This window comes from Loktanella agnita (genome assembly GCF_046640325.1).
Taxonomy (GTDB): Bacteria; Pseudomonadota; Alphaproteobacteria; order Rhodobacterales; family Rhodobacteraceae; genus Yoonia; species Yoonia agnita.
On sequence record NZ_JBJMBF010000010.1, the window covers coordinates 82,029 to 106,326 of the forward strand.

The window sequence follows — 24,298 nt, forward strand, 5'->3', positions numbered from 1 at the left end:
AGCCGACATGGCAAACCTACAATTTGATCTAGTCTCGCCCGAGCGCCGTCTGGCCTCGGTCGAGGCGTCAGAGGTCCGGATCCCCGGCGCTGACGGTGATATGACGGCGATGGCCGACCATGCGCCGACAATCACAACTCTGCGCCCGGGCGTTCTGACCGTGGTTCATAAAGGTGGTTCGGACGATTATATCGTGTCCGGCGGCTTTGCTGAAATCACTGCGGACGGCGTGTCAGTTCTGGCCGAACAGGCGCTTCCACGGGGCGAAATGACGCAAGAGGTCTTTGGTCAAATGCTGCGCGATGCAAAATCGCAGCATGAGAAGGCGCAGGAAGTGTTCAAGAACGAACCTGGTCCGGTCGATGACGCTGCCAAGCTGATCGCCGACATGGTTGCGATGGGCACCCATATCGGACTGGACCCAAATCAGTCAAACTTCGGCTGATAGGCATTCATAATTTTCCTAAGGCCTCGCTTTTGCGGGGCCTTTTGTTTTTACATTCTTTTTTTGAGTGCCATGTGCGATATACACGTTAAAGTGTTATGCGGAAAGGCTTAATCATCTAACTCTACCTGAAATCAGAGATTTCAACGCGGTAGATGACATGCGGTGTATCAGGTATTTCGTCATACACCATAGAAGAGCAAGTGGGGGCTGCCAACAGAATGCGTAGGCTGCAAAGTGGTATTATCGGGATAGACCACGGCGATGTGGATCTGTTTTCGCATTTCGAAGACGATGGCACCATGTGGCGCGGCGACGGCCCACGTCAAAGCCACGCGACGGTTAGGTTTTCCCAAAGCTATACCACCCCGCCCCATGTGCAGGTTTCGATTTCCATGTGGGATATTTCGAACTCCTCAAATACGCGTGCTGACGTGCAGGCGGAAAACATTACGCCTGAGGGATTTGAAATCGTTTTCAGGACTTGGGCCGATACCCAAGTGGCGCGCGTGCGTGTCGCCTGGACATCATTTGGTGAGCTGCCAAATGATGATGGGTGGGAATTGTATTGATCCAAGGTAAATCAACTTTAAATCGTTTTATTTGCCATTCTCAGAGCCGGAAAAACCTGTTAACATAATTCTTATTATTTGATGAATAAGGATTATTATCATGAGCTATCGGGGGCTAGCTGTTGTTCTTGTAGCAACTTTGACAACCCAAATCGTATACGCTGACGGTCTGTATTATGGCGGGGGTGTCGCCTTTTATCAGTCAGAATCTAAGGGCGCACCTGATTCCACCCTTACAAGCAGCGACGAATACGCCGCGATTGGTTTGACTGCAGGGTATCGCGTTGATCGGCCAGGCATGTTTTTTGGCGCTGAGGCTGATTTGGACATCGCAGGTTCGAATGATTTTACAGAACGCGGTTACGAATGCCCAAACTTAGTCCCTTCACCTTATTATTGTGAGCATGACGCAACCTTGCGGCTGCGAGGCGTCATCGGTGTTCCGGTCGGCCCGCTTGAGGGGTTTGCGTCGCTCGGCTTCGCAGTCATGGAAGGTGAAGCTGGTTCAACTCCTACGAGCACTGACCGGGGCGTCAATAGGGGCTATACGGTCGGGCTCGGATTGCAAACGGAGTTCGGAAACGGACAAGTGCGGTTGGAGATGGTGTATGACGAACTGAATCATGCCGTTGTCAATCCTGGTCCGGGCGATCCGAGTTTCGAATCGATTTCGGCCAAGCTTTCATATCTCTTCAATTGAACCCAACAACGCGACCGCTTCGCCCTTGCGGGGGAGCGGTCGTCTTATTCGGCGGCGTAAAGCCCTTCGTAGATCGGACCAAGGGTCTTGTGATCGAAAAGCGAGGATACAGAAGTCCCGTTCCACGTATTCAGGATTGCCTGCGCAAACATCGGGGCCGTAGGCACTGTACGAATATTCTTGGCGGCCTTCACTGCGTCGGTCGCCTGAATCGTGTCGGTGATCACCAGTGATTTCATGACGGATTTTTCGATCCGCTCTACCGCAGGGCCGGAGAGTACGCCGTGCGTGATGTAGGAGTGAACCTCTTTCGCACCGTTTTCCATCAACACACCGGCCGCTTTACACAAGGTTCCCGCTGTATCAACGATATCATCCACGATCACGCAGACCTTATCTTTCACATCACCGATAACCGTCATTTCGGCAACTTCGCCCGGCTTGCCCCGGCGTTTGTCCACGATAGACAGCGGTGCGTTTATCCGTTGCGCCAGGTCACGCGCACGGGCTACACCGCCCACATCAGGTGAGACCACCATGACGTCATCCTTCTTGTCCCGGAAATGGTGCATCGCATCCAACGCGTAAATGGGCGAGGCATAAAGGTTATCGACCGGAATATCGAAAAATCCCTGAATCTGCGTGGCGTGCAAATCCAAGGTCAGGATACGTTCAACACCAGCCTCGACCAACATATTGGCGACTAGCTTGGCCGTGATCGGCGTCCGTGCTTTGGACCGGCGGTCTTGGCGCGCATAACCGAAATAGGGGATCACGGCGGTGATACGTGCAGCGGACGACCGGCGCAGCGCATCAGCGATGATCAACAACTCCATCAGGTTATCATTGGCGGGGTTCGACGTAGGCTGGACGATAAACATGTCCTCGCCCCGCACGTTTTCGTAGACTTCGACAAAGATTTCACCGTCGTTGAACCGCTCTACCCGCGCATTACACAGCCCGACTTCCATCCCGCGATGCATCGACATGCGACGGGCGATTGCGGCGGCCAGCGGCTGATTTGCATTTCCTGAAATCAGCTTGGGTTCGATCATGGTGGGCATGGTGGGTCCTTTGGCAGAAGGCTGATCACTCGGAACAGATTCGTGGCGTTGACACCTGCTAGCACAGGGTTAGCGTGGCGCAAAGAATGCGCATATGCGAGGAGCGAACAAATGCCACATATTGACTACTACTTTGCAACACTCTCTCCATTTACTTATCTCAGCGGCACGCGACCGGCTGAAATTGCCGCAAAGAATGGCGCGACGATCACTTACAAACCGCTCGATATTATGGCGCTTTTCGCGCGCACGGGTGGCACGCCACCCAAGGATCGGCACCCGAACCGTCAGGAATATCGCCTGCAAGAACTGCGCCGCAGGGCGTTGCGGGCCGATATGCCGCTGAAACCGAAACCTGCCTTTTGGCCCACCAACGGCGCGCCTTCTGCCTATGCAATCATCACAGCCCAGAACGAAGGTACCGGCGATGTGGGTAAGCTGGTGCAAAATTTCGGTGCGGCGTGCTGGGCAGAAGATCGCGATATCGCACAGGATGATGTCATCCGCGATGTTCTTGAACAATCGGGCTTTTCGCCAGATATCGCTGACAAAGGCTTGATGACCAGCGCCGATACCTTCGCCCGCAATCTGGAAGACGCAGTTGCTGCCGGTGCATTTGGCGCGCCGTTCTTTATCACCGACACAGATGAGCGTTTCTGGGGCCAGGACCGGCTTGACGATCTGGATGCCTATCTGGCGGGTGATCTTTGATCTACTTGCAGCTTGTCGGTTTTCGAACCGGCAAGCACGGATGCCCGACGCGACCGGGCATATTTCCCCCGTCCTGCTTCCATCGCGTCCTGTGAGGGGAACGCTAGGATATAGGGATGATTGCAATAAGCATTTATAAATAAACGATAAATGTTGTTCATTGACTGAACAGTTTTAATATTGAATTATCACTCTCGTCGGGAGGGCTGATATGATTCTGAAAGATGCGTCCATTGCGATCACAGGCGCAGGGAACGGCTTGGGCGCAGCTACGGCCCGTCGCTTTGCCAAGGCGGGCGCACATGTGGCCTGCCTTGACCTAAGCCACGATGCAGCGGCAGGCATCGCCGCCGAAATCGGTGGGGTAGCCTACGCTGTCGACGTGTCCGACCGTGCTGCGGTTGAAGGTGCCTTTGACGCACTCCAAGCCGATCAAGGCGCGCCGCGCGTCGTCGTCAATTGTGCGGGCATCGGCACAGCGGCCCGCATTCTGCCCCGTGATGGCAGCCTGACCATCGACAGCTTTGAACAAACGCTGCGGGTCAACCTTTTGGGCACCTATACGGTCATGAACATCGCGGCCCGTGCCATGGCCACAGCCGATCCAATTGGCAGCGACGGTGCGCGGGGTGTTATCATCAACACCGCCTCAGTCGCATTTGAAGACGGGCAGATCGGGCAGGCGGCTTATGCGGCCTCGAAGGGTGGGATTGTTTCAATGACCTTGCCTGCCGCGCGTGAACTGGCCCGGTTCGGTATCCGCGTTATGACAATCGCCCCCGGTCTTTTTGAAACCTCAATGAGCGCGGGACTTCCTGATGACATCCGGGCGGAAATCCTGAAAACCGTCCCATACCCCTCCCGTATGGGGGATGCCGACGAATTTGCCCAACTTGCGCAAAGCATCGTCGAAAATCCGATGATGAACGGAACAGTGATCCGCCTCGACGCCGCCGCGCGCATGCCCATCAAATAAGGATACGAACGTGACGCAGCCTGAAGCCATGGACCCTGTATTGATCATCGACATCGACGGGCCTGTTGCGACGCTGACGATGAACCGCCCCGCAAAGCGCAACGCGATGTGTGACGAATTGCTAGATGCCATCGACGGGTTCTTTTCTGCCCCGCCCAAAGGCGTGCGCGTTGTGATCCTGACGGGCACAGCAGGGCATTTCTGCTCTGGCCTTGATCTGTCAGAGCATGTCGCTCGCGATGCAGAAGGCACAATGCGCCATTCGCGCAACTGGCATCGCGTCATGGATGTGATCCAAATGTCGGGTCTGCCAGTTGTGTCTGCGATGTTTGGTGCGGTGATTGGTGGCGGGCTAGAGCTTGCGGCATCCACCCATGTTCGCATCGCCGAACCATCCTGCATTTTCCAATTGCCAGAAGGCCGTCGCGGCATTTTTGTCGGCGGTGGTGCCACGGTGCGGGTTGGCCGCATACTCGGCGCGGACCGTATGTGCGAAATGATGTTGACGGGTCGTAAATTTGACACCGATGAAGGACTGGCAATGGGGTTAACCCACTACGCCGTGGGTGAAGGCGAGGCACTGATCAAAGCCCGCGAACTGGCGCATGGCATCGCCAAGAATGCGTCTTTGTCCAACTACATGATGATTCAGGCGATTAGCCGGATCTCTGACATGTCGCGCAGCGACGGTCTTTTCACTGAAAGTCTTGCCGCGGCGGTCTCACAAACCAGCGCGGATGCCGAGGAGGGGCTCAAGGCATTTCTGGAAAAAAGGAAGCCTGTTTTTCGTTAGGGGCGAAGGACAAGCATCCGAACACGTCATTTAAGGGAGGAAACCAAATGACCAACATGACCCGCCGGACTGTTCTGGCTTCAATGGGCGCGGCACTCGCAACGCCCGCACTGGTATCGCACGCAAATGCGGCAGAGGTGACGCTGCGGCTGCACCACTTCCTGCCGCCCGTGGCGCCGATGCATTCACGGTTTTTCGAAGTTTGGGCCGCCGAACTGGCAGAAGCCTCGAATGGCGCGATCGAAGTGCAGATTTTTCCGGCGATGCAGCTGGGCGGCAAACCACCGCAATTGGCCGATCAGGTGCGCAACGGCATCTGTGATATTGCGTGGACACTGCCGGTCTACACACCGGATCGCTTCCCAGTCGCTGAAACCATGTCCAACCCGTTCATGGTGACGAATGCAGAAAAAACATCTGTCGCGCTGCACCAGTTGATGGATGAATTTGGTGCCGATGATTATCGCGGTATGAAGCCACTGGCCTATCACACCCACGATGGTGGCAAGCTGCACACGCGCGATGCACCGGTGCTTAGCGCTGCTGACTTGCAAGGTTTAAAGCTGCGCGCGCCCAATCAGGCCACGGGCGATATGCTCGCCGGTTTCGGGGCCGAGGTCGTCTTTTTCCCCGTCACCGAAATGGTTGTCGGCCTGTCCAGCGGCGTGATCGACGGCTGCTGCCTGCCATATGAAGTCGTGCCAGCGTTCAAATTGCAGGAACTGACATCCTTCACGTCAGAACCGGCACCCGGCGCGCGCGGGCTTTATGCGAACACCTTCTCGCTTTTGATGAACGAAGCGAAATACGAAGGCCTGTCCGACGATCTTCGCGGCGTCATTGACGCTGCATCCGGCATGGATTTGTCCCGCCGGCTTGGCGCGCAGTTTGACGGTTTCGAAGCTTACGGGCGTGGTGTTGTCGAAGAACACGGCAATTCAATCCAGCAAATCCCAGCTGAAGAGATTGCAAGCTGGGTGGAGGCTGCATCGCCGGTGCACGAAGCGTGGATTGCCAAGCTGAACGACAAAGGCCTTGATGGCGCGGCGATCATGGCGCGCGCCAACGCATTGCTCGACGCGGGCTGAGCTTGAATGTCTGAAACACTTACAGACACGATAGGGGGGCCACCCGCCCCTCTGTTTCGGCTCTTGCGTCATATATGTATCGCAAGTGCGGCTATCGGCGGATTGGTCATCTTTGGCGCTGCTTTCGTCGTGAGCTATTCTATCGTTAAAAGCCTGTTCGGCTTTGGGGCGGTGCGTGGCGAATTTGAACTGGTCGAACTGTCCTGCGCAATCTGCGCTTCCCTGTTCCTGCCGCTTTGCCAGTTGAACAAAGGGCATGTCATGGTGGATGTTTTCACCAACTGGTTGCCCGGCAAGATGAACCGATCCGTGGACGCGCTCTGGACCCTTCTATTTGCCGCAGGGTGGGCGTTCATCTGTTGGCGAATCCTGCACGGGCTTTGGGAAATCCAAGGTTATGGCGACCGCACCATGTTGCTGCGTGCACCCGTTTGGTGGGTTTACGTGCCAGCCGTGTTTGGCACCGGTCTGTCCGCGTTTGTCGCATTGATGCAAAGCTTGGCCGTGCTCACACCGCGCCTTGCGCAAAGAATAGGCGCATAATGGATCCGTTCACGTTCTCCATCGTTCTGATTGCCGGGCTGTTTGTCCTGATCTTCATCCGCATGCCGATTGCACTGGCGATGGCACTGGTCGGGGCGATTGGCTACATCCAGCTCAGCTCCTTTGCGAGCCTGAAATTTTACCTCAGCACCGCTTGGGTGGACAAATTCATGTCCTATGATTTCGCGATCGTGCCCTTGTTCATCCTTATGGGGCATCTGGCGACACGATCTGGCATTTCCGCCTCCATCTTCAACGCGGCGCGGGCTTGGATCGGTCATATGCGCGGCGGTCTTGCAATGGCGTCCGTGGCAGGTTGCGCGCTATTTGGCTCGATCTCTGGATCGTCGCTGGCCACAGCATCCACCATGACGCGGGTTGCAATGCCTGAAATGCGCAAGCATGGATTTTCCGGCGCTTTATCGGCAGGCTCTTTGGCGGCTGGCGGCACATTGGGTATTCTGATCCCACCGTCGATTGTCCTGATCATCTTTGCGCTGCTGACCGAACAGAACATCGTCAAATTGTTCCTCGCCGCAACAATCCCCGGCATCCTAGCAGTCGTTGGGTTTATGATCGCAATCTCGATCTATGTGCGCCTGTTCCCAGAGGAAGGGCCAACAAGCGAACGCTCTACATTCGGCCAGCGCATCCGCGCCATTGGTGAAATCTGGCACGTGTTGGTGATCTTCACCGTCGTTCTGGGGGGCATCTATGGCGGGTTTTTCACACCGGCGCAGGGGGCTTCGGTTGGGGTGGTTTTGACACTGTTCCTGGGGATGCTCAAAGGCGGGCTGACACCGCGCACAATTCTGGAAAGCCTGATCGACACGGCAGGCACCAGCGCGATGATCTTTGCCATCGTCTTTGGCGCGGACCTTTTCAATGTCGCGCTGGCGCTCAGCCGGATGCCATTGGATGTCGCGCAATATTTCGCAGCCTCCGATATCGCGCCGATGGTTATCCTGCTTGGTATGGTGGTGTTCTACCTGATCATGGGCTGCCTGATGGACAGCCTGTCGATGATCCTGCTGACCGTACCAGTCTTTTTCCCAACGATTATGGCGCTTGATTTCGGGTTGCTGCCCGAACAACAAGCGATGTGGTTCGGGATCATCGCTCTTGTGGTGGTGGAAATGGGGCTCATCACGCCACCTGTGGGAATGAACCTATTTGTGATCTCTGCGATGGCGAAAGACATCCCGATGATACAGATTTTCCGTGGCACGATCCCTTTCATCATGGCCGAATTCACCCGCATCGCGATCCTGATCAGCTTTCCTAGCCTAAGCTATTGGCTGGTCGATCTTGTGACGAATTAAGGACGTCAGATGTCAGCATCGAAACGTTCCGCCAATGCAATGACAGTGGATCAAGCTGTACGCGATACGCTCTTGCGTCAGTTCGCGGGCTACAGAATGAAACGGGCGTATCTGTTGGTGCAAGAGGATATGATCGAAACGCTTGCGCCATTTGGCCTGCGCACAGTCACATTTTCGGCCTTGGCTGTTGTGATGGGAAGCCCCGGTATTTCGCAATCAGATCTTTCCGATGTGCTGAACATCAAGCGTTCTGGCGTTGTAGCAATCGTTGATGAACTCGAAGGCGCAGGCGTGTTAAAACGCAAACCCGTCAAGGAAGACCGCAGAACAAACGCTCTGACTGTCACAGCAGCGGGCCGACGTCTTTGGGACAAGGTTGAAAAGGCGGTGCAGGATCATGAAACTGCGCTTTTTTGCGATTTAAGCCCGGCAGAGATCGCACAACTTCGCGATTTACTGGGTCGGGTGCGCAGGACACCCAGCACAGATTTGGAGGCTGAAGAGTGACGAAAGAACAAACCGGCCTTAATCTGGTGCCGCATGCGGTGAACATGGCGCGCTCCGGCAGTGACCTGATCCTGACCTCTCAGATACCGCTTGGTGATGTGGTGGATCGGACGGCAGACTGGCTACACTATTGGGCGGAGAAGACGCCCGATAACATTTTCCTGTCAGAGCGTTGCGACACAGGTTGGCGAGACGTCACATTCAAGCAGGCCTTGGATGCGGTGCGTGCCATCGCCACGTCATTGGCCGCGCGCAATATGGGCCCCGATACCCTGATTGTGATCTTGTCTGGCAATACGATCAATCACGCATTGCTGTCATTTGGCGCGCAATATGCCGGCGTGCCGACGGTTCCGCTTGCCGAGCAATACTCCCTGATCCCTGACGCACATGGCCGGCTGGTCTACGTCTTGGACAAGGTGCGCCCGACCATGGCCTACACCGAAGACGCCGGGCTATTTGCATCTGCCTTGGGTTTGCCGCAGCTTGCCGGGGTGGAAATCGTCGCGACGCGCACTGATGGGGCGCCGGGCGCGGTAACGTCTTTCGACAGCTTGCTGGACGGCGATCCGCGACAAGACGCTGATTCACTGCTGGCCAAAACAGGCCCTGATACCGTTGCCAAAATCCTGTTCACCTCGGGCTCGTCGTCCGACCCCAAGGGGGTTCTGACCACGCAACGGATGATGTGCGCCAATCAAAGCCAAATGGCATCTGTTCTGCCGTTCCTCAAAGACCGCGCGCCGCGCGTTTGCGATTGGCTCCCTTGGAACCACGTGTTTGGCGGCTCGCATAACACGAACATGATGCTGGCCCATGGGGGCACACTGGTCATCGACGACGGCAAGCCCACCAAAAAGCTTTTTGAGCGGACAATCCGCAACATCATCGCACGTCCGGGCACGCTGTCTTTTAATGTGCCGGTTGGATTCTCAATGCTGGTGCATGAGATGGAAACCAACATCGCGCTGCGCGAAGCATATTTCGGTAATCTGGACCTGATCTTTTACGCGGGCGCGTCACTGCCGCAGGATGTGTGGTCACGCCTCGAAGACATGGCGATAGAGGTACGGGGGCGCTTACCGTTGATGATCTCTAGCTGGGGGATGACAGAAACGGCCCCGGCCACGGTGATGGTGCATGAACCCATTGGCCGATCCGGGGTGATCGGTGTGCCCTTGCCCGGCACAGAAATCAAACTGAGCCCGGATGCAGAGATGCGCTGCGAACTGCGGGTCAAAGGGCCGAACGTCATGCCGGGTTATTTTAAAGATCAGGCTAAGACCGCCGAAGCATTCGATGATACGGGGTTCTTGATTACAGGCGATGCCGTGCGCTTTGTTGCGGCCGACGATCCCAACAGAGGGCTCGCCTTTGATGGGCGCGTGTCCGAGGATTTTAAACTGTTGACAGGCACATGGGTACAGGCGGGGAAACTGCGGCTGGATGCGCTGGATGCGCTGCGCGGCTTGGTGCAGGACGTGATGATCTGCGGCCATGATCGCGATGCTATCGGCTTGTTCATCTTCCCGCGCCCGGATCAGCTGCACGGTAACAACACGTCCGAAGGTGCGGTCATTGACCCGACACTCCAGGCCGCCATCGAAAATCGGCTGCGCGACTTGGCCAGGGTGGCCACAGGGTCTGCCAAGCGTATATCACGGGCCATCATTCTGGCCGAACCGCCCTCGCTCAAGGATAGCGAGATCACAGACAAAGGCTCGCTCAACCCGCGCAAGATCATGACGCGGCGGGCCGATCTGCTGGAGCGGCTTTATGACAACGAAGACCCGGCTTTGATCAGGGTCTGAGGAGGAAAAATGGTAGATTTTGCAAACGTCCGTGCGATTGATTTTCACACCCACGCGGAAGAGGCCTGCGGCTGTCACACGGATGACGGCTATGATGAGCTGCAAAGCACAATGGCCAAATATTTCGGTGCCCCGTGGCAGCACCCGCCAACGATTGACGAAACAGCCGCACATTACCGTGAAAAGAACATCGCCGCCGTGATCTTCCCCGTCGATGCCGAACGCGAGACGGGTTACCGGCGCTACAATAATTACGAGGTCGCGGACGCCTGTGCGAAAAACAGCGACATCCTGATCCCCTTTGCGTCCATTGATCCCGCCAAGGGCAAGCTGGGCGCGCGCGAAGCCCGCGATCTGGTGGAAAACCACGGCGTGCAGGGCTTCAAATTCCACCCCACGATGCAGGGGTTCTACCCCAACGATCGCGCGGCTTATGTGCTGTACGAAGCGATTGCCGAATCCGGCAAACCCGCCTTGTTTCACACAGGTCAGACCGGAGTGGGGTCAGGCATGCGGGGCGGCAACGGCATGCGCCTGAAATATTCCAACCCCATGTATATGGATGATCTGGCCGTGGATTTCCCCGACATGCCGATCATCCTCGCCCATCCGTCATTCCCTTGGCAGGAAGAGGCGCTATCGGTCGCGCAGCACAAGCCGAACGTCTATATCGACCTGTCGGGATGGTCGCCGAAGTACTTCCCGAAAATTCTGGTCCAATACGCCAACCGGATGCTTAAACACAAAATGCTATTCGGATCGGATTGGCCTATGATCGCGCCGGAAAAATGGCTTGATGCCTTCGATCAAGCCGATTTCCGGGACGAGGTTCGCCCGCTTATCCTGAAAGAGAATGCCATGCGGCTACTGGGCGTTACCGTCTAAGGGCTGTCGTAGGGTAATCCACCGCGGAGAATTTGCGGCGTTACCTCAAGAACGCAGCAGATCTAGGAATTGCGCGACGCCTTTTTCAGTCATCGACCAATCGGTGACCAAGCGGCCTGTGAGCAACTCTTGCGGGTCGCCCTCTTCAGGGTTGCCGTCCATCACATAATAGACCGCACCGCCATCCAGCATCCGTTTGTGCTCCGCACGTGGCATCTGGAAGAAAATGATATTGGCCTGCGGTGCGAACAACATTTGCGCAGTGTTATGGTCGCGCAGCCCAGCGGCCAGTTGGGTGCAGCGGGTATTGGCCGCGCGGGCCATATCCAGCCAAAGCCCATCGGCCAGATAGGCCTGCATCTGTGCAGACAGAAAGCGGTGCTTGGACAACAGATGCCCGCCGCGCTTGCGCCGCAGTTCGAATTCCCACGCAAGTTCCGGGTCAAAGATCACGCAAGCCTCGACCCCCATTGCGCCATTTTTGGTGCCGCCAAAGCTGAGCGTGTCGATCCCGGCTTTCCACGTCATCTCGGCGGGTGAACAGTCGAGCGTCACCAGCGCATTGGCAAAACGCGCCCCGTCCATATGGGTCTTCAGCCCGTATTCAGACGCCACAGCCGTCAGCGCGCCGATCTCATCCAGTGAATAAAGCGTTCCTTTTTCACTGGTTTGCGTGATCGACAGCGGGCCACGCTGGGGCCCATGTACGCCGCGATTTTCTTCACCTGAAATTCTGCTGCGCAAGGCATCCGGGCTCATCTTGCCGTCCTGCGTCGGGACAAGCGTTAGCTTTGCTTGCGTATAGAATTCGGGCGCGTTGCATTCGTCTTCGTGGATATGGGCGCAATCGGCACAAAAGATCGTCTGCCAGGGCTGCGTCATCGTGCCCAACAGGACAGAATTGGCCGCAGTGCCGTTGATGATCAGATAAACGGCGGCTTCTGGTGCTTCGAAAATGTCGCGGATCTGGCTGCGGACCTGATCCATGATCGGATCGGCACCATAGCCCATCGCATAGCCTTGATTGGCGGCGATCAGCGCCTCCATCACCTTGGGGTGGGCCGGTCCGGCGTTGTCAGAGGCAAAGAACATTTATAGCGGCTCCTCTATGATGTGGTCTTCCCAATCATCTTCATCAATGTCAAATTCAGGGACGGTCATGCCTTTTACAGACACATTCGCCTGATGCACACTGCGTGGATCGCCCGAGATCAGCGGGTGCCACGGATAAAGCGGTCGCCGTTCGTAGACGAGCCGATAGGCACAGGTCTGCGGCAGCCAATACATGTTTTCTTTGAGCGTTTTCGGGGTCAGCACGATGCATTCCGGCACATAATCATGCCGGTTGGGGTAATTCACGCAGAGGCAGCTATCACCATCCAGCAGCCGACAGGCGACGCGGGTTAGGGCGACCTCGCCGCTGTCTTCGTCTTCCAGTTTGTTCAGGCAGCATTTGCCACAGCCATCGCAGAGCGCTTCCCATTCCTTGCGCGATAGTTTGCCCATCGGTTTGGTTTCCCAGAACCGGGGCGCTAAGGCGTCTCTGTCGATTTCAGACATTGGCGAGGATCTGGCGTGCCTGCGCGCAGTCTTGATCCATCCGGGCGATCAGCGTGTCGATACTGTCGAACTTCAGCTCTGGCCGCAGGAATTCCGCCAAGGCGACAGACAGATGGGTTCCGTAAAGATCGCCCTTAAAATCAAACAGATAGCTTTCGCAATTGGGCATGTTTTCCCCGAACATCGGCCGCACACCGATAGAGGCTGCACCATCATAAGTGCCTTCATAAGCGCCGCTGAGCACATTTACCCGCACCGCGTAGACGCCGAATTTTGGCGGGTGCAGCCCAGCAATGGACATATTGGCGGTGGGAAAGCCAAGATCACGGCCCCGCTGATCGCCCCGGATCACTTCACCTTCGATCCGATGCCAGTGGCCCAGCATTGCGGCAGCGTCACGGGGGCGGCCATCGCTCAGCGCGGTGCGGATCGCGGTAGAGGACACGGCACCGGCATCATTATTGACGATCTCTGCGATGGTCACGCCAAATCCCATTTCGGCACCAAAGGCTTGCAGATCAGTAACGGTCCCCGCCCGGCCTTTGCCAAAACAGAAATCAGCCCCGACAACCACATGTTTGAGGCCCAATTGTTCGCTGATCACCTTCTGCGCAAATGCGCGCGGGCTGAGGCTAGCGAGGGCGGCGTTGAAGGGGACCTCGTACAGCTTTTCGACGCCCAGTTTTTCCAGCCTGTTCGCCTTTGCCTCTGCATTCATGAGGCGGAAGGGGTTGGCATCCTTGGAAAAATAGCTGCGCGGGTGGGGTTCGAACGTCATGATCCCCAAAGGTGCACCGGTCTTTTGCGCGGCGTCCCGCGCCATGTCGATGACCGCTTGGTGGCCAATATGTACACCGTCAAAATTACCGATGGCCGCCGCGGCGCCACGGTCAGACGGGTCAATGAAAGCGGTGTCACGGATAATGCGCATAGCTGTGCGTAGCGTGGCCTGCGCGGGGGTGCAAGATCAGTCGAATTTACGCGACGGCGCGAGCACGGTGGCGTCGCCGGTCAGCACCTTTTTGTTGTTCACGATACAGCGTGTTTCCAGTTTTACCCGGCGCTTGGCATGGTCGATTTCGGTCACCTCGACCTCTGCCAAAACCATATCGCCGGGGCGCACGGGGGCGAGGAATTTCAGGTTTTGCCCAAGATAGACGGTACCGTGACCCGGCAGTTGTTCCCCGATCACCGCACTGACCAGCCCTGCGGTCAGCATACCATGGGCAATGCGGCCACCAAATATGGTGTCATGCGCGTAATCATCATCAAGATGTACGGGGTTTCTATCGGTCGAGACTTCGGCGAAGAGCGCAATGTCGCGATCAGTGATCACCTTGCGCAAAGAGCGGACCATACCGATTTCGATATCTTCGATGCAGATCGTTCCACGGGGGGCGTTGTCCAGCATTTTACGCTCCATTAAGTAATAAAAAATCCCATACCTTACCGGTAGTGAAATTTAATTACCCTAAGGGCGCGAAAAGTCAAGCCGTTCCTTAGCGCAGGTGCCCGATTGCGTAGGTTGTGGCCATCTGTTCAAATTGCAAGTAACGGTCCAGCGCGTCTGCGTCGGGCTGGCCATTTGTCTGCGTTTCTTCCGCGGCAAGACCGCCGGTGATGAACAACGCGTCGATGTCTTCTTGCAATGCCCCCTGAACATCCGTTTTGATTCCATCACCAATGGCGATGATACGCGGATCGGATGGCGCATTGCTTAATGCAGCGAGCCGTCGGCGGGCGAGGTCGTAGATTGGCGGGTGTGGCTTGCCGAAATACAGGCTTTCACCGCCCATTTCGGTATAAAGCTGTGCCACCGCACCGGCGCACCATTCCCGCACATCGCCCCGGTCCACAACGATATCAGGATTGGCGCAAAGCAGCTTCAAACCCTTCTGCTTGGCATAGAGCAGTTCGGGCCGGTGCACGTCCAGATCGGCCTCTGGATCAGATGGCCCGCAGCAGACGATGCCCTCGGCCTGCTCAAGCGGTACCTTTTGAATAGGAACAGGATTTTCGATCACTTTCAAAGGCTTGAAGAAGTCGTCATCACGGGGGCTTTCGCCCATGAACCAGACCTTTTCACCCACAATGCCACGATACATCGCAGCGCGAGCACTGTCGCCAGAGGTGGCAATTGCGTCCCATGCGTCTTCGGGGATACCGAAATCTGCGATCTGATGGGCGACGCTATCCCAGGGTCGGGGCGAGTTCGTGACAAGGATCACAATGCCGCCCTGCGACCGGTAGGTCTGCATCGCTGCGACCGCGTCGGGCAGGGCGCGTACACCGTCGTGCATGCAGCCCCACAGATCGACAAAGGCCACGTCATATTGGCCCGAAATCTCGGAGAAATTTGTGATAATTCGGGTCATTTTCTGCCTTTTTTAACGGTCTGTTTCGCGTCGGACTTGCATCGGACAAACGTCGGACCCGACCGCACGTTCCGTTAAGATGCTTTCAGGTTCGGGATGATCTGCTTTTTCCGGCTCATGATGCCGGGCAGGACGACGGTGTCGCCATCGACTTTGGCGTCAAATGATTTTTCGGCCACTGTCTTGGTCAGATCATTGGGGACCAGCATTGTGGCCTCTTCCTTCAGGATATCCACAACGAAGAGCAGCACCTGATCAACCTTGTCTTCTTTGGCGACGATTGGCATCGCCTTGACCAGCGCATCCTTGCGGTCAAGCAATGGCTTTGGCGCGGTGGTTTCCAGAACCGAGACGCGGAATTTCTTGCCGTCGACTTCGTATTCTTTGCTGTCCATGCGCAGCAGTTCCGCATCAGAGAAGGCGGATACGTCCGATTTCGCCTCGAACATCTCGCTCGAATATTTTTCGATGTCGATTTTCAGCTCTTTCGCCAGCTTTTCAGCCAGTTCCTTGTCCATCGGCGTGGTCGTGGGCGACCGAAAGGCGAGCGTGTCGGACAGGATGCAGGACAGCACCAGCCCTTTGATCCCTTCGGGCATTTTCTTGGCGTGCTCGCCCATCATCTGATGCATGATCGTGGCGGTGCAGGCCAGCGGCCGGATGGTGATATTGATCGGGTTTTTCGTAGTTAGCCCGCCCACCAGCAGGTGGTGGTCGATGATCGCACGCACATCGGCGTTGTTGATATTGGCGGGCAGCTCCGCCGGGTTGTTGGTGTCAACGATCACGCAGGGCTGGTCGTTTTCAACATCCTGTGTGATTTCGGGCAGGGTAAAGCCCCAGCGCTTGGCGACAAACACCGCTTCGGTATTAGGGGTGCCCAGCAGGGCCGCTTTCGCGTCGATCCCTGTGTGGTTCAGAAACCATTCCCAGATCAGCGGGGAACCGGTGCTATCAGTGTCAGGGGATTTGTGGCCAAAAATCAGCGTGGTCATCGGCGTGTCACTTTCAATGAATGTGAATTTTCCTTTGTATAGTTTTGTCCTGCGGCACTGTCACCCCATGCCGTTCGTTTGACGGGTTTCCGGCGGATATGGTATGATGGGGCTGCTCAAGAGGAGGATTCTGGCAATGGACCAGCACGCGTAAACCGCCCGCCCTGATCTGACCCCTTTTCGAGAGGAGCACCCTGACAATGGACATGTTCATCTGACGCCTTTGGGCGATCCGTTCGGTCGCTATGGCCTGATCCATTTACAGATGAGGTGCAAATATGCCCCGCAAAACCATGAAACCCGGCAAGCCGGGACCAAACCCGATGTCCGCCCCCAGAAACCGCCGCGCTGTTCGGCCCGAACCGCAGGGGGTGTCCCGGCAAAACCCCGCACCGGGGCGCAATAAACGGTTCGACCGCCGCCCGCCGAAATTCCCCGGCCGATTGGGCGGGAGGTAAGACATACGCCCCGCCGTTCGCGGCGGGGCGTTTCTGTTCGGTCAGGCGTTAGTCGGCGTCAGCCAAATACCCACCTTGGATATAAATCGTATCTTCGCCGCTTTCGTGAATTTCTGAGTAGATCGTGCCCCCAATTGCACCTGTGTCTGCGCCGAAAAAATTGCCGTTGATTTCGGCGTTTTCAAGGGTTTGGCCAGATGCAAGCGTTCCGTCTTCGACAGTGAAGGTCCCCGAAAAGCCGTTACCGTTGATCGAGACACTGGGGACGATGTAGGTTTCGGCGGTGGTGACGCCGTCAAAATTGCCAAGGCTGAATTCGCCACTCACATTATCTGAATTAAAATTTGCGTTCAGTGTGATCGTGCCCGACGCGAGGTCATCTTCCAACCATGCCCCTGTATCATAGACAGTCGTGTCGGCACTTACGGCATTTGCGTGGATGACGCCCCTATAGGTCGCTGTTCCTGTTTCCGCTGAAACCGTGGCGGGGTCGGTGTCATGGCCAACGACAAATGCAAATCCCTCGGGTGCTGGAATACTCGATCTAAGCGCGCTGAAAACGGTGTAAAGTTCTGCTGCATTGTTGTCGGAAGTGGCTTGGCGTGTCATTACCATTGGCGTAGAGCCAACGTTATATCTGAATTCTCCGTCGGCATTTTCAGTCAGCCTATAGACCACGCCAGAAACGGTGATTCTGACGGTTTCATCAGTTCCATTATCGCCGAACTCGATTCTGACTGGTTCATCGGTATCGATATCGAGTGTTGCACCTTGGTCTCTCGTGATGAACACATTCACGTTTTTGGGGCGATAGGTGATGCCTTGGCTGACGCTGTCGCCGGGTTCGGCAAATCCGGTTTCGGCGACGGGCGTACTGGAGCCACCACCGTTTCCTCCTCCGCCACCTCCGCCGCCGCAAGCTGCGAGTGTAAGTATAAGAGGCAGCGCGGTTGCTTTGCGCATTTGGGAAATGGCCATTTAATGATCCTGCGTGTGAGTATTAATGGCTTGGTAGTAACAAAGGCACTGCACGCATAAAGTGCGTAAAAAAATATTGGGCGGAACTTTGCCATCAGTTTCAGTTGCTTGGCGCTTTATTGCCGAAATGCCTTATTGTTTTCATTTGGGTGACAATTCAATTTTCGGCTAATGTCAGTATTGTGGAAAAGCGCATTTCCCATGCGATCTATTTCGCCCTGCGATCAGGCCCGCGCGCGGAAAATATCTATGTCCTGATATTGCTGTTGCATGTTATGGCGTCGCAACACCCGCCCATTTAACAAGTCCTGAGTGAACTGCGCATGCTCTTCTTGATCGACCGATGACCGATAAACAGCGCGAAGCGGATCTTTACCCCCCGATCAAAGCCTATCTGCAACGGCAGGGCTATGAGGTGAAGGGAGAGGTCGGCGCGGTGGATGTTGTTGCCCGTCGCGGTGATGAGCCACCCCTGATCATCGAGCTGAAGCTGGGGTTTTCCCTGTCGTTATTCCATCAGGGGATCGACCGGCTGACGGTCAGCGATCTGGTGTATGTCGCGGTGCCGCACAAGCCGGGGAAGCCGTTTCAGCGGGCGTTGAAGGACAACGTGAAACTCGCCCGCCGCGTGGGGCTGGGGGTGATGACGGTGCGTCTGCGTGATGGCCATGTGGAGGTGCAGGCCGATCCGGGCGGTTACGTCCCGCGCAAATCTGCAAAGAAAGCGGATCGTCTGTTGCGCGCGTTTGATCGGTTGCAGGGTGATCCGAACGATGGCGGTGCAACGCGCCACGGGATTGTCACCGGCTACCGGCAGGACGCCCTGCGTTGCGCGCGATTTCTGGCGGTGCACGGCCCCTCGGCCGGGGCGACGGTCAAGGAATGGGCCGAGGTGCCGACAGCGACGCGGATCATGGCGGATGATCACTATGGCTGGTTCCGCCGGGTGTCGCGCGGGGTCTATGACCTCACCGAGGCGGGCCGAAAGGGTATCGCCGATTTCGGTGATACGTGACTATTCGATACGGGTTAGCGCCCAGCCATCATCCTGCAAGAGTTGCAGCAGCCCATCCGGCCCGATCAGATGCGCGGCCCCCACGGCGACAATAAGCGTATCATTTGCGTTTGCCGCTTCTGCGATCACCGGCATCCAGTTGCGGTTACGGTCGATCAGCAGGGATTGTTCGGTCTCTGCAAAAAGGGCGGTGGCCGCTGCGGGGTCAATACCGTCGATTTCGGTCATAGCGATCCGCGACATTTCCCAAAGCCGGCCCACATCTTGCGCGAAATATCGATCAAGCAGTGCCACGAACATCTGTTGTTGAATGTCAGGCGTCATCAGGTTGATCATCAACATCTCGATCTGGTCGTCGATGGGTTCGTCCTGAAAGATGTCGAATAGGGTAGTAAAGGGCTCAAGCGCCTGCATCGGAACACCGGCGTCGCTTGCCCCCTGCGAGATCATATGATCCAGCCCGCGATTCCCGTTGACCATGTCCTGCGCCGCGCAGGGCGGAATGGATAGCACCAGCGACAGATACCAGGGTTGCATCTTCGCAGCCATGAAGCCGGGAATATTGCGCGCTTGGGCGGCGTCGGCGATGGCCGTCCAGGTTTCATCGTCCAGAACCTCTGGCAGGGTTGGCCCTTCGGTGATGAACAGTCGTCCCGGATCGGTGCTGATCAGGTCTTGTAGCTCGGCCTCTTCCTTGGGGGTGGCTTCGAGCAAAACCAGATCGGCGGCCACGACGTCTGCGGCGATTTGCAGATAGATATCATCCAGTCGCGGGTCGTAGATATGTACGGTGCCAACGACGGTCATGCGGGTGTCGTCCTGCGTGGCTTCCCAGATCAGCCCTTCGGCAAAGGGCAGGTCGCTGACGGCTTTTGTCAGGTCCGCCTGCTGGGTCGGGCTAAGCTGGTCAAGATAGTTGTCACCAACACATTGCCCCCATGCGGGCAGGGTGGTCAGTGTCAAAGCGGCGATGGCGGCAGAGCGCAGGAACATAACGGGTCCTTTGGGTTACATACGCCTAACGTAAGCACGGTCCGCCCCGGGTCAATCACCCGAGGCGGTTTTGCAGCAACATACGTTGTCCGGCCCGGATCAGCCAGCGTCCTAGCGTGTCCCGCAGGGAGCGGCTGGGCGGTGGCACCACCTGCAAGGTGGGGCGCAATTGCACCGGGGCTCCGCTTGGTTGCGCCGCATCCGTGATCGCGGCTTGCAAGGCAAGCGGTGGCCAGCCGATCGTGGCGGGTGTCAGCCGCAGCCGTTCAGGCAGGCCGCGCCGTTTGACGGGTTTGCTATCAGAATCGTGATGGATATCGGGGCCGATCCGATGATCGACGTGAAAGAAGGGGGGATGCATGGTGAAACCGATCTTGGAAATTCGAAGAGATGTTGCGTGCGCGTATCGCGCAAACGCGTGCTGCAATGCCGAGGCCTAATGCCAGGCGAGTGTGAAATCCTTTCGCGTCATTGCAGTCTCCTTGATTCGTGATCGAACGCCTTTTACCTACCCCAAGGTCATGCTGCGGCCAAAGCTATTTTTTGCGATCTGGGATTTTTAAGGATTTTGGGGAAATTCCGGAGCGGTTTATGCGTCGGTTTTTGTCTTTGGTTGGCCTGCGAAAAATGCTGTGAGATTTTCCAAAAATGCAGACATATATGACATAGCTACGGTGACAGAAATCAACTTTCGGACGCGATTTCTTTTGGGCGCAGCGCGCTTTCAGCCCGGTTTAGATCTGTGATAATTGTGCATCATCGGCCCGTAGGATACGGTGAAATTGTCATTTCGCTGATCACCTCTAGCGCGGCGCAGCTATGCGACAGATCAGGAAAATGCGGACGATAGGGCAGCGGGGTCCAGGATTTCGATACGTTGCCGTGATGATTTGACTGCCCCTTGTTTGGCGAGCTTGCTGATCGAGCGGCTGACCATTTCGCGGTTGGCGCCGATGGAACTTGCGATCTCGGCATGGGTGGGGGCGTCGGTAATGACGGCACCGCCGAACAGTTTGTCCTGTTCAACCGCGAGCCGCAAAAGGTACATGCTGACCCGCCGTTCCACCGACATGGTGGTCATTTCCAGATTGCGAGCGGTCAGCCTGCGGACCCGGCTGACCAGCACCTGCACAATACGGTTGCGGATAACCGGGACCTGTTCAAAGAGTGTCAGGAAGGTTTTCCGCTGCATGGTCAGAACTCGTGCGTCGGTCTTGGCGAAGACAGCCAGCGAGCGTGGCTGCCCGTCAAAGGCGGCAAGCTCCCCAAAGTAAGCGCCCTTTGGAAAGCGTGAAAAGACGATTTCCCGTCCTTCATCTGTCCAGAGCACTGCAAAGATCGACCCGGACAAAAGAAAATACACGTCGTAAGATTTGTCTTCCTGATCGAAAAGCGTCTGCCAGGCCGCATAGCGTGCTTCTGCCAGTTGCAAGGGGATCCCGGCGAGATCATTTGCCGTTACGCCTTCGAACAGCGGGAGATTGTATTTGAAAAGCTGCTCTGGCGTCATGCTGCTGCCAGAATGTCCCGCGCTTGAATGATTTCGGGCAGGACCGCATCGGGGTCAAACCCCGCGAGCGCTTCGGCGATGTCAGATTGGTTGGCGCGTCCCATTCGAAACTGATCAAGCCGGGCGCGGATCACCCAAAGCCATGCGTTCTGCTTTTGCGCGATGGTGGCGGCCTGTGCGAGCGCCTTTGCGCCCTCATCCGTACGGCCCGTGTCATGGCAGATCCCGGCGTGCAGCCGCAGGACCTCTGGATACCAGCACCACAGGCCGGTGGCTTCATTTTCGCGCGTCGCAAAGAGAGCGGTTTGATAGGCTTTGTCATGATCGCCCCGTGCCAAGAGCGCCACCGCGTAATGGGCCCGGAAATAGGGCAGGCCGATATTGGAGCCCATCACCTCGTGGGTTTTGATGGTCTGCTCAAACGCGGCGATGCCAGGGTCTGTCAAGGCAATGTCCGGGTTCATGATATTCAGCCAGGCTGCACCGGTGGCCTGCCAGAAGGTTGCGGATTGCTGGTGCGCAGTGTCCAACCCAAGGGTCAGCCGTGCGAGCGCCTGATCTTGCAGGCCAGCATAATAGAGCGGCACGGCCCCCCAGACCTGCGCCCATGGCAGCATGACCGGGATGTTCAGACGCTCTTGATGCGCGTCAATATCAGCGATCAGCCGGGGGATCATATGCGCATCACCATGTATGGCACGGCCGGGAGCGTCGAACAATTGGCAGGCGGCGAGGAAATCAACACCATAACTGCTGATAACACCGCCGTGCCGGCTTAGATCGTAGATGTCCTGCATTTCTGAGAATTCTGCGAAAAGCTGTTCGAAATCGCCGGTATAGAAATTTAGACACACACGCGCGTTGAACGAGGCTAGTTGAACTTCATTATTGGTTTCGCCCGCGCAGACATTCGCTGCGGTATCGCGCAGCAGATCGCAGAAGCGTGCGGCGCTGGGCCGGTCGGCGGAAATGACCGCGTGAGAAAAGCCGCCAAGAAAGGCGGGACCGTTGGCGCTGGAATATTCCTGTTTTGATGTCGCCAGCTTTTCGACCGCTGCATAGGCTTCCCGGACCGTCGGGGCCGTGAAACCTTGGGTATGTGTGCGAGTTGCCCCTAGGGCGGTATAACAGGCGATTTCAAGATCGGTCACATCTACATCTGCCGGCGCTTCGTCGCAAAGGCTGAGCGCGGCCAGAATATGTGCTTCGGCATCATCCAGCGCCCCTTGAAAGAGCGCCCATTGGCTGACGGCCAGATAGTTCTGGATCGCGGGCACATGTTGCTGTGCCCGGCTTAGATGGTCTGCCAGCAGCGCCGGGTTCCGCCGGACCGCATCGGGATGTTCTGCCTGTAGATGTGCAGCCAGCTTGCTGTGATAGTCGATCCGGGTGCGCCGCAGAAGCCCTTGATAAGCCGCCTGCTGCAGTAGAGCGTGTGCAAAGGTCCAATGCCCATCGTCATCCTGTTCCAACACGCCCTGCATGCAAGCTTTGTTCAGATGCCGGTCTAGCGGTTCATGCGCGTCGGCGAGGCTGCGCAGCATGTTCAAACTGAAACTGCGGCCGATCACCGCGGCACATTGCAGTACAGGTTTTGACGCGCCGGTGGCGTCAATCTGTTCTGCCAGCAGGTCCATCAGCGAGCCGGGGATTTTAGTGTCGCCGCCTTGGCTGCGCTTGAACAGCTGTTCCAGAAACAACGGGACGCCCGCAGCTTGTTCAACTAGCGCATCACGTGTGCCGTCGGCGACATTGCCTTGCGACAAGGCCTGCAACATTCCGGCGGCGGTATCATCGTCGAGCGCATCAAGCGGTATGATGTCGAGTGTAAGATTGCCAAGGTATTTGCCAATCTTGGTGTCTTCACGGCTGGTCATCAGGATTTGGTAATCAGCCGCTGCCGCGTCCTGCAAGATATGCGCCAACACTCCGAAACTGGCATTGTCGAGCCAGTGCAGGTCTTCGAAAATCAGCAACCCACTTGATTGTCTTGCACGGATCGCCTGCCAGAAACTGTCTTCGATCAATGCTTTCAGCGCCACATTTGTCCGTTCGGCCAGCAGCCTTTGCCCATTGGGCAGACCCAGCACAAGTGCGAGCGCGCGTTGGGTGTCCGCTTCCAGATCTGGGAAAAGGCTTTGGATGTCGCTGAACTCGGGCAAGGCACAGCCCGTTTCGCGCATGATCCAGTCAATGAACGGTTGGTAGCTAGCCCGCACATGCACGCCGTTGGCGCCGAAATGCAGCACCGCAGGCGCAGATTTTGCCACATAGCGGGCGAGCGTGGTTTTCCCGATCCCGGCCTGCCCGACCAAAAGGCAGGGGTGGTCGCTGCTGTTGATCCGCTCCAGCTCTGCCCTGCGTCCGACGAAATAAGCGGGTACGCGTGTTTCTGGCTGTCGGAGTTCTGGCATCGGCTGGAACAATGTCTGCTGCTCGGCAAACCCTTTCAGCTTTTGACCGGGCCTTTCGGACAGGCTGAAACCGCCCCGCAGAAGGTTGCGCGTGGTTTCAGCGATCATCACCGTGCCGGGTTCGGCCTTTTCCTGAATGCGCTGGGCAAGGGTTGTGACCATGCCGGTGGCGCGGGGCAGGCTGTCATCGCTGTCCGAGGCACGCACCGCGACCTCGCCCGTGGCGACGCCCACGCGCAGGGTGATCTCTGTACCCGGTTTATAGCCGGTCTTGACCTCGCGCACGGCGGTCATTGCGGCGTTGACAGCCTTGGCCGCTGATAGCTCATCGGCGTGGGTCAGGCCGAACAGGGCGACGATACCGTCGCCCAGATATTCGGTTACTTCACCGTCATGCGCTTCGATGATGGTGCGGGACTGCGTATAGAAGTCCTCAAGCCAATGTTGCAGGTCTTCCGCATCTGCGGTGCTGGCGATCAAGCTGAATCCCACCACATCCATGAATACAGCAGTGATCTGCTTGCGTTCGCCCATGCCGCGAGTGCTGCCGGGCATATGTGGCCTGTTCATCTGTCACTCCCAA

At 56.8% G+C, this 24,298-nt stretch carries 25 protein-coding genes; 13 read left to right on the forward strand and 12 right to left on the reverse strand.

What is annotated here, in order from left to right; translation table 11 throughout:
* The first annotated feature begins 7 nt into the window (after nucleotides 1-7).
* From ACJ5NV_RS12755 to ACJ5NV_RS12765, 3 genes are all read left to right on the forward strand, one after another.
* Entirely contained in the window at nucleotides 8-445 is a 438-nt protein-coding gene (locus ACJ5NV_RS12755) for a F0F1 ATP synthase subunit epsilon (RefSeq protein ID WP_411644241.1), read from the forward strand.
* 221 nt (nucleotides 446-666) lie between these two features.
* A complete protein-coding gene (locus ACJ5NV_RS12760) occupies nucleotides 667-1,017 on the forward strand; it encodes an H-type lectin domain-containing protein (RefSeq protein ID WP_411644242.1) in 351 nt (116 codons plus the stop codon).
* Nucleotides 1,018-1,117: 100 nt separating this feature from the next.
* Nucleotides 1,118-1,717: an outer membrane protein gene (locus tag ACJ5NV_RS12765; protein WP_411644244.1), complete on the forward strand. Its 600-nt coding sequence runs from the start codon at nucleotides 1,118-1,120 to the stop codon at nucleotides 1,715-1,717.
* Nucleotides 1,718-1,761: 44 nt separating this feature from the next.
* Here the strand turns inward: ACJ5NV_RS12765 and ACJ5NV_RS12770 are convergent, their stop codons facing one another.
* Complete coding sequence (locus tag ACJ5NV_RS12770; RefSeq protein ID WP_411644245.1) at nucleotides 1,762-2,781, reverse strand: ribose-phosphate pyrophosphokinase; 1,020 nt, start codon at nucleotides 2,779-2,781, stop codon at nucleotides 1,762-1,764.
* A 111-nt stretch (nucleotides 2,782-2,892) separates the two neighbouring features.
* On the opposite strand from ACJ5NV_RS12770, the gene ACJ5NV_RS12775 reads away from it, so the two are divergent.
* The 9 genes from ACJ5NV_RS12775 to ACJ5NV_RS12815 all read left to right on the forward strand — a co-directional run bounded on the left by ACJ5NV_RS12775 (nucleotide 2,893) and on the right by ACJ5NV_RS12815 (nucleotide 11,417).
* Nucleotides 2,893-3,492: a 2-hydroxychromene-2-carboxylate isomerase gene (locus ACJ5NV_RS12775; RefSeq protein ID WP_411644246.1), complete on the forward strand. Its 600-nt coding sequence runs from the start codon at nucleotides 2,893-2,895 to the stop codon at nucleotides 3,490-3,492.
* Nucleotides 3,493-3,703: 211 nt separating this feature from the next.
* Nucleotides 3,704-4,468, forward strand: coding sequence for an SDR family NAD(P)-dependent oxidoreductase (locus ACJ5NV_RS12780; protein ID WP_411644248.1), 765 nt, complete (start codon nucleotides 3,704-3,706; stop codon nucleotides 4,466-4,468).
* A gap of 28 nt (nucleotides 4,469-4,496) precedes the next feature.
* Entirely contained in the window at nucleotides 4,497-5,261 is a 765-nt protein-coding gene (locus ACJ5NV_RS12785; RefSeq protein WP_411644364.1) for a crotonase/enoyl-CoA hydratase family protein, read from the forward strand.
* A gap of 47 nt (nucleotides 5,262-5,308) precedes the next feature.
* Nucleotides 5,309-6,349: a TRAP transporter substrate-binding protein gene (locus ACJ5NV_RS12790; protein WP_411644250.1), complete on the forward strand. Its 1,041-nt coding sequence runs from the start codon at nucleotides 5,309-5,311 to the stop codon at nucleotides 6,347-6,349.
* A gap of 6 nt (nucleotides 6,350-6,355) precedes the next feature.
* Complete coding sequence (locus tag ACJ5NV_RS12795; protein ID WP_411644252.1) at nucleotides 6,356-6,892, forward strand: TRAP transporter small permease; 537 nt, start codon at nucleotides 6,356-6,358, stop codon at nucleotides 6,890-6,892.
* Nucleotides 6,892-8,214, forward strand: coding sequence for a TRAP transporter large permease (locus ACJ5NV_RS12800; RefSeq protein ID WP_411644254.1), 1,323 nt, complete (start codon nucleotides 6,892-6,894; stop codon nucleotides 8,212-8,214). The genes ACJ5NV_RS12795 and ACJ5NV_RS12800 overlap by 1 nt, the downstream gene beginning before the upstream one ends.
* 9 nt (nucleotides 8,215-8,223) lie before the next feature.
* Nucleotides 8,224-8,721: a MarR family winged helix-turn-helix transcriptional regulator gene (locus ACJ5NV_RS12805; protein ID WP_411644256.1), complete on the forward strand. Its 498-nt coding sequence runs from the start codon at nucleotides 8,224-8,226 to the stop codon at nucleotides 8,719-8,721.
* Between the two features lie 44 nt (nucleotides 8,722-8,765).
* Complete coding sequence (locus ACJ5NV_RS12810) at nucleotides 8,766-10,532, forward strand: feruloyl-CoA synthase (protein WP_411644366.1); 1,767 nt, start codon at nucleotides 8,766-8,768, stop codon at nucleotides 10,530-10,532.
* Between the two features lie 9 nt (nucleotides 10,533-10,541).
* Entirely contained in the window at nucleotides 10,542-11,417 is an 876-nt protein-coding gene (locus ACJ5NV_RS12815; RefSeq protein WP_411644257.1) for an amidohydrolase family protein, read from the forward strand.
* Between the two features lie 45 nt (nucleotides 11,418-11,462).
* On the opposite strand, the gene ACJ5NV_RS12820 is transcribed toward ACJ5NV_RS12815, so the two are convergent.
* The 7 genes from ACJ5NV_RS12820 to ACJ5NV_RS12850 all read right to left on the reverse strand — a co-directional run bounded on the left by ACJ5NV_RS12820 (nucleotide 11,463) and on the right by ACJ5NV_RS12850 (nucleotide 17,783).
* Entirely contained in the window at nucleotides 11,463-12,509 is a 1,047-nt protein-coding gene (locus tag ACJ5NV_RS12820; RefSeq protein ID WP_411644259.1) for a threonine aldolase family protein, read from the reverse strand.
* Complete coding sequence (locus ACJ5NV_RS12825; protein WP_411644261.1) at nucleotides 12,510-12,977, reverse strand: YcgN family cysteine cluster protein; 468 nt, start codon at nucleotides 12,975-12,977, stop codon at nucleotides 12,510-12,512. It lies immediately after the preceding gene.
* Entirely contained in the window at nucleotides 12,970-13,908 is a 939-nt protein-coding gene (locus ACJ5NV_RS12830) for a bifunctional riboflavin kinase/FAD synthetase (protein WP_411644262.1), read from the reverse strand. Before ACJ5NV_RS12830 ends, ACJ5NV_RS12825 begins: the two co-directional genes overlap by 8 nt.
* A 36-nt stretch (nucleotides 13,909-13,944) precedes the next feature.
* Nucleotides 13,945-14,388, reverse strand: a complete 444-nt coding sequence (locus ACJ5NV_RS12835; protein WP_411644263.1) for a MaoC family dehydratase — start codon at nucleotides 14,386-14,388, stop codon at nucleotides 13,945-13,947.
* An 88-nt stretch (nucleotides 14,389-14,476) separates the two neighbouring features.
* Complete coding sequence (locus ACJ5NV_RS12840) at nucleotides 14,477-15,352, reverse strand: TIGR01459 family HAD-type hydrolase (RefSeq protein ID WP_411644264.1); 876 nt, start codon at nucleotides 15,350-15,352, stop codon at nucleotides 14,477-14,479.
* Between the two features lie 74 nt (nucleotides 15,353-15,426).
* Complete coding sequence (locus tag ACJ5NV_RS12845) at nucleotides 15,427-16,347, reverse strand: manganese-dependent inorganic pyrophosphatase (RefSeq protein ID WP_411644265.1); 921 nt, start codon at nucleotides 16,345-16,347, stop codon at nucleotides 15,427-15,429.
* 506 nt (nucleotides 16,348-16,853) lie between these two features.
* Nucleotides 16,854-17,783, reverse strand: coding sequence for a transferrin-binding protein-like solute binding protein (locus ACJ5NV_RS12850; protein WP_411644266.1), 930 nt, complete (start codon nucleotides 17,781-17,783; stop codon nucleotides 16,854-16,856).
* Between the two features lie 343 nt (nucleotides 17,784-18,126).
* Here ACJ5NV_RS12850 and ACJ5NV_RS12855 point away from each other — a divergent pair, with 343 nt between their 5' ends.
* On the forward strand, nucleotides 18,127-18,798 hold the full coding sequence (locus ACJ5NV_RS12855) for a DUF2161 domain-containing phosphodiesterase (RefSeq protein WP_411644267.1): 672 nt from the start codon (nucleotides 18,127-18,129) through the stop codon (nucleotides 18,796-18,798).
* Here ACJ5NV_RS12855 and ACJ5NV_RS12860 read toward each other — a convergent pair whose 3' ends face one another.
* From ACJ5NV_RS12860 to ACJ5NV_RS12875, 4 genes are all read right to left on the reverse strand, one after another.
* Nucleotides 18,799-19,791, reverse strand: a complete 993-nt coding sequence (locus ACJ5NV_RS12860) for a TraB/GumN family protein (protein ID WP_411644268.1) — start codon at nucleotides 19,789-19,791, stop codon at nucleotides 18,799-18,801.
* Nucleotides 19,792-19,846: 55 nt separating this feature from the next.
* Nucleotides 19,847-20,152, reverse strand: coding sequence for a hypothetical protein (locus ACJ5NV_RS12865; protein WP_411644270.1), 306 nt, complete (start codon nucleotides 20,150-20,152; stop codon nucleotides 19,847-19,849).
* Nucleotides 20,153-20,620: 468 nt separating this feature from the next.
* Complete coding sequence (locus tag ACJ5NV_RS12870) at nucleotides 20,621-21,301, reverse strand: Crp/Fnr family transcriptional regulator (RefSeq protein ID WP_411644272.1); 681 nt, start codon at nucleotides 21,299-21,301, stop codon at nucleotides 20,621-20,623.
* Nucleotides 21,298-24,285, reverse strand: a complete 2,988-nt coding sequence (locus tag ACJ5NV_RS12875; RefSeq protein ID WP_411644273.1) for an ATP-binding protein — start codon at nucleotides 24,283-24,285, stop codon at nucleotides 21,298-21,300. Before ACJ5NV_RS12875 ends, ACJ5NV_RS12870 begins: the two co-directional genes overlap by 4 nt.
* Nucleotides 24,286-24,298: the final 13 nt, after the last annotated feature.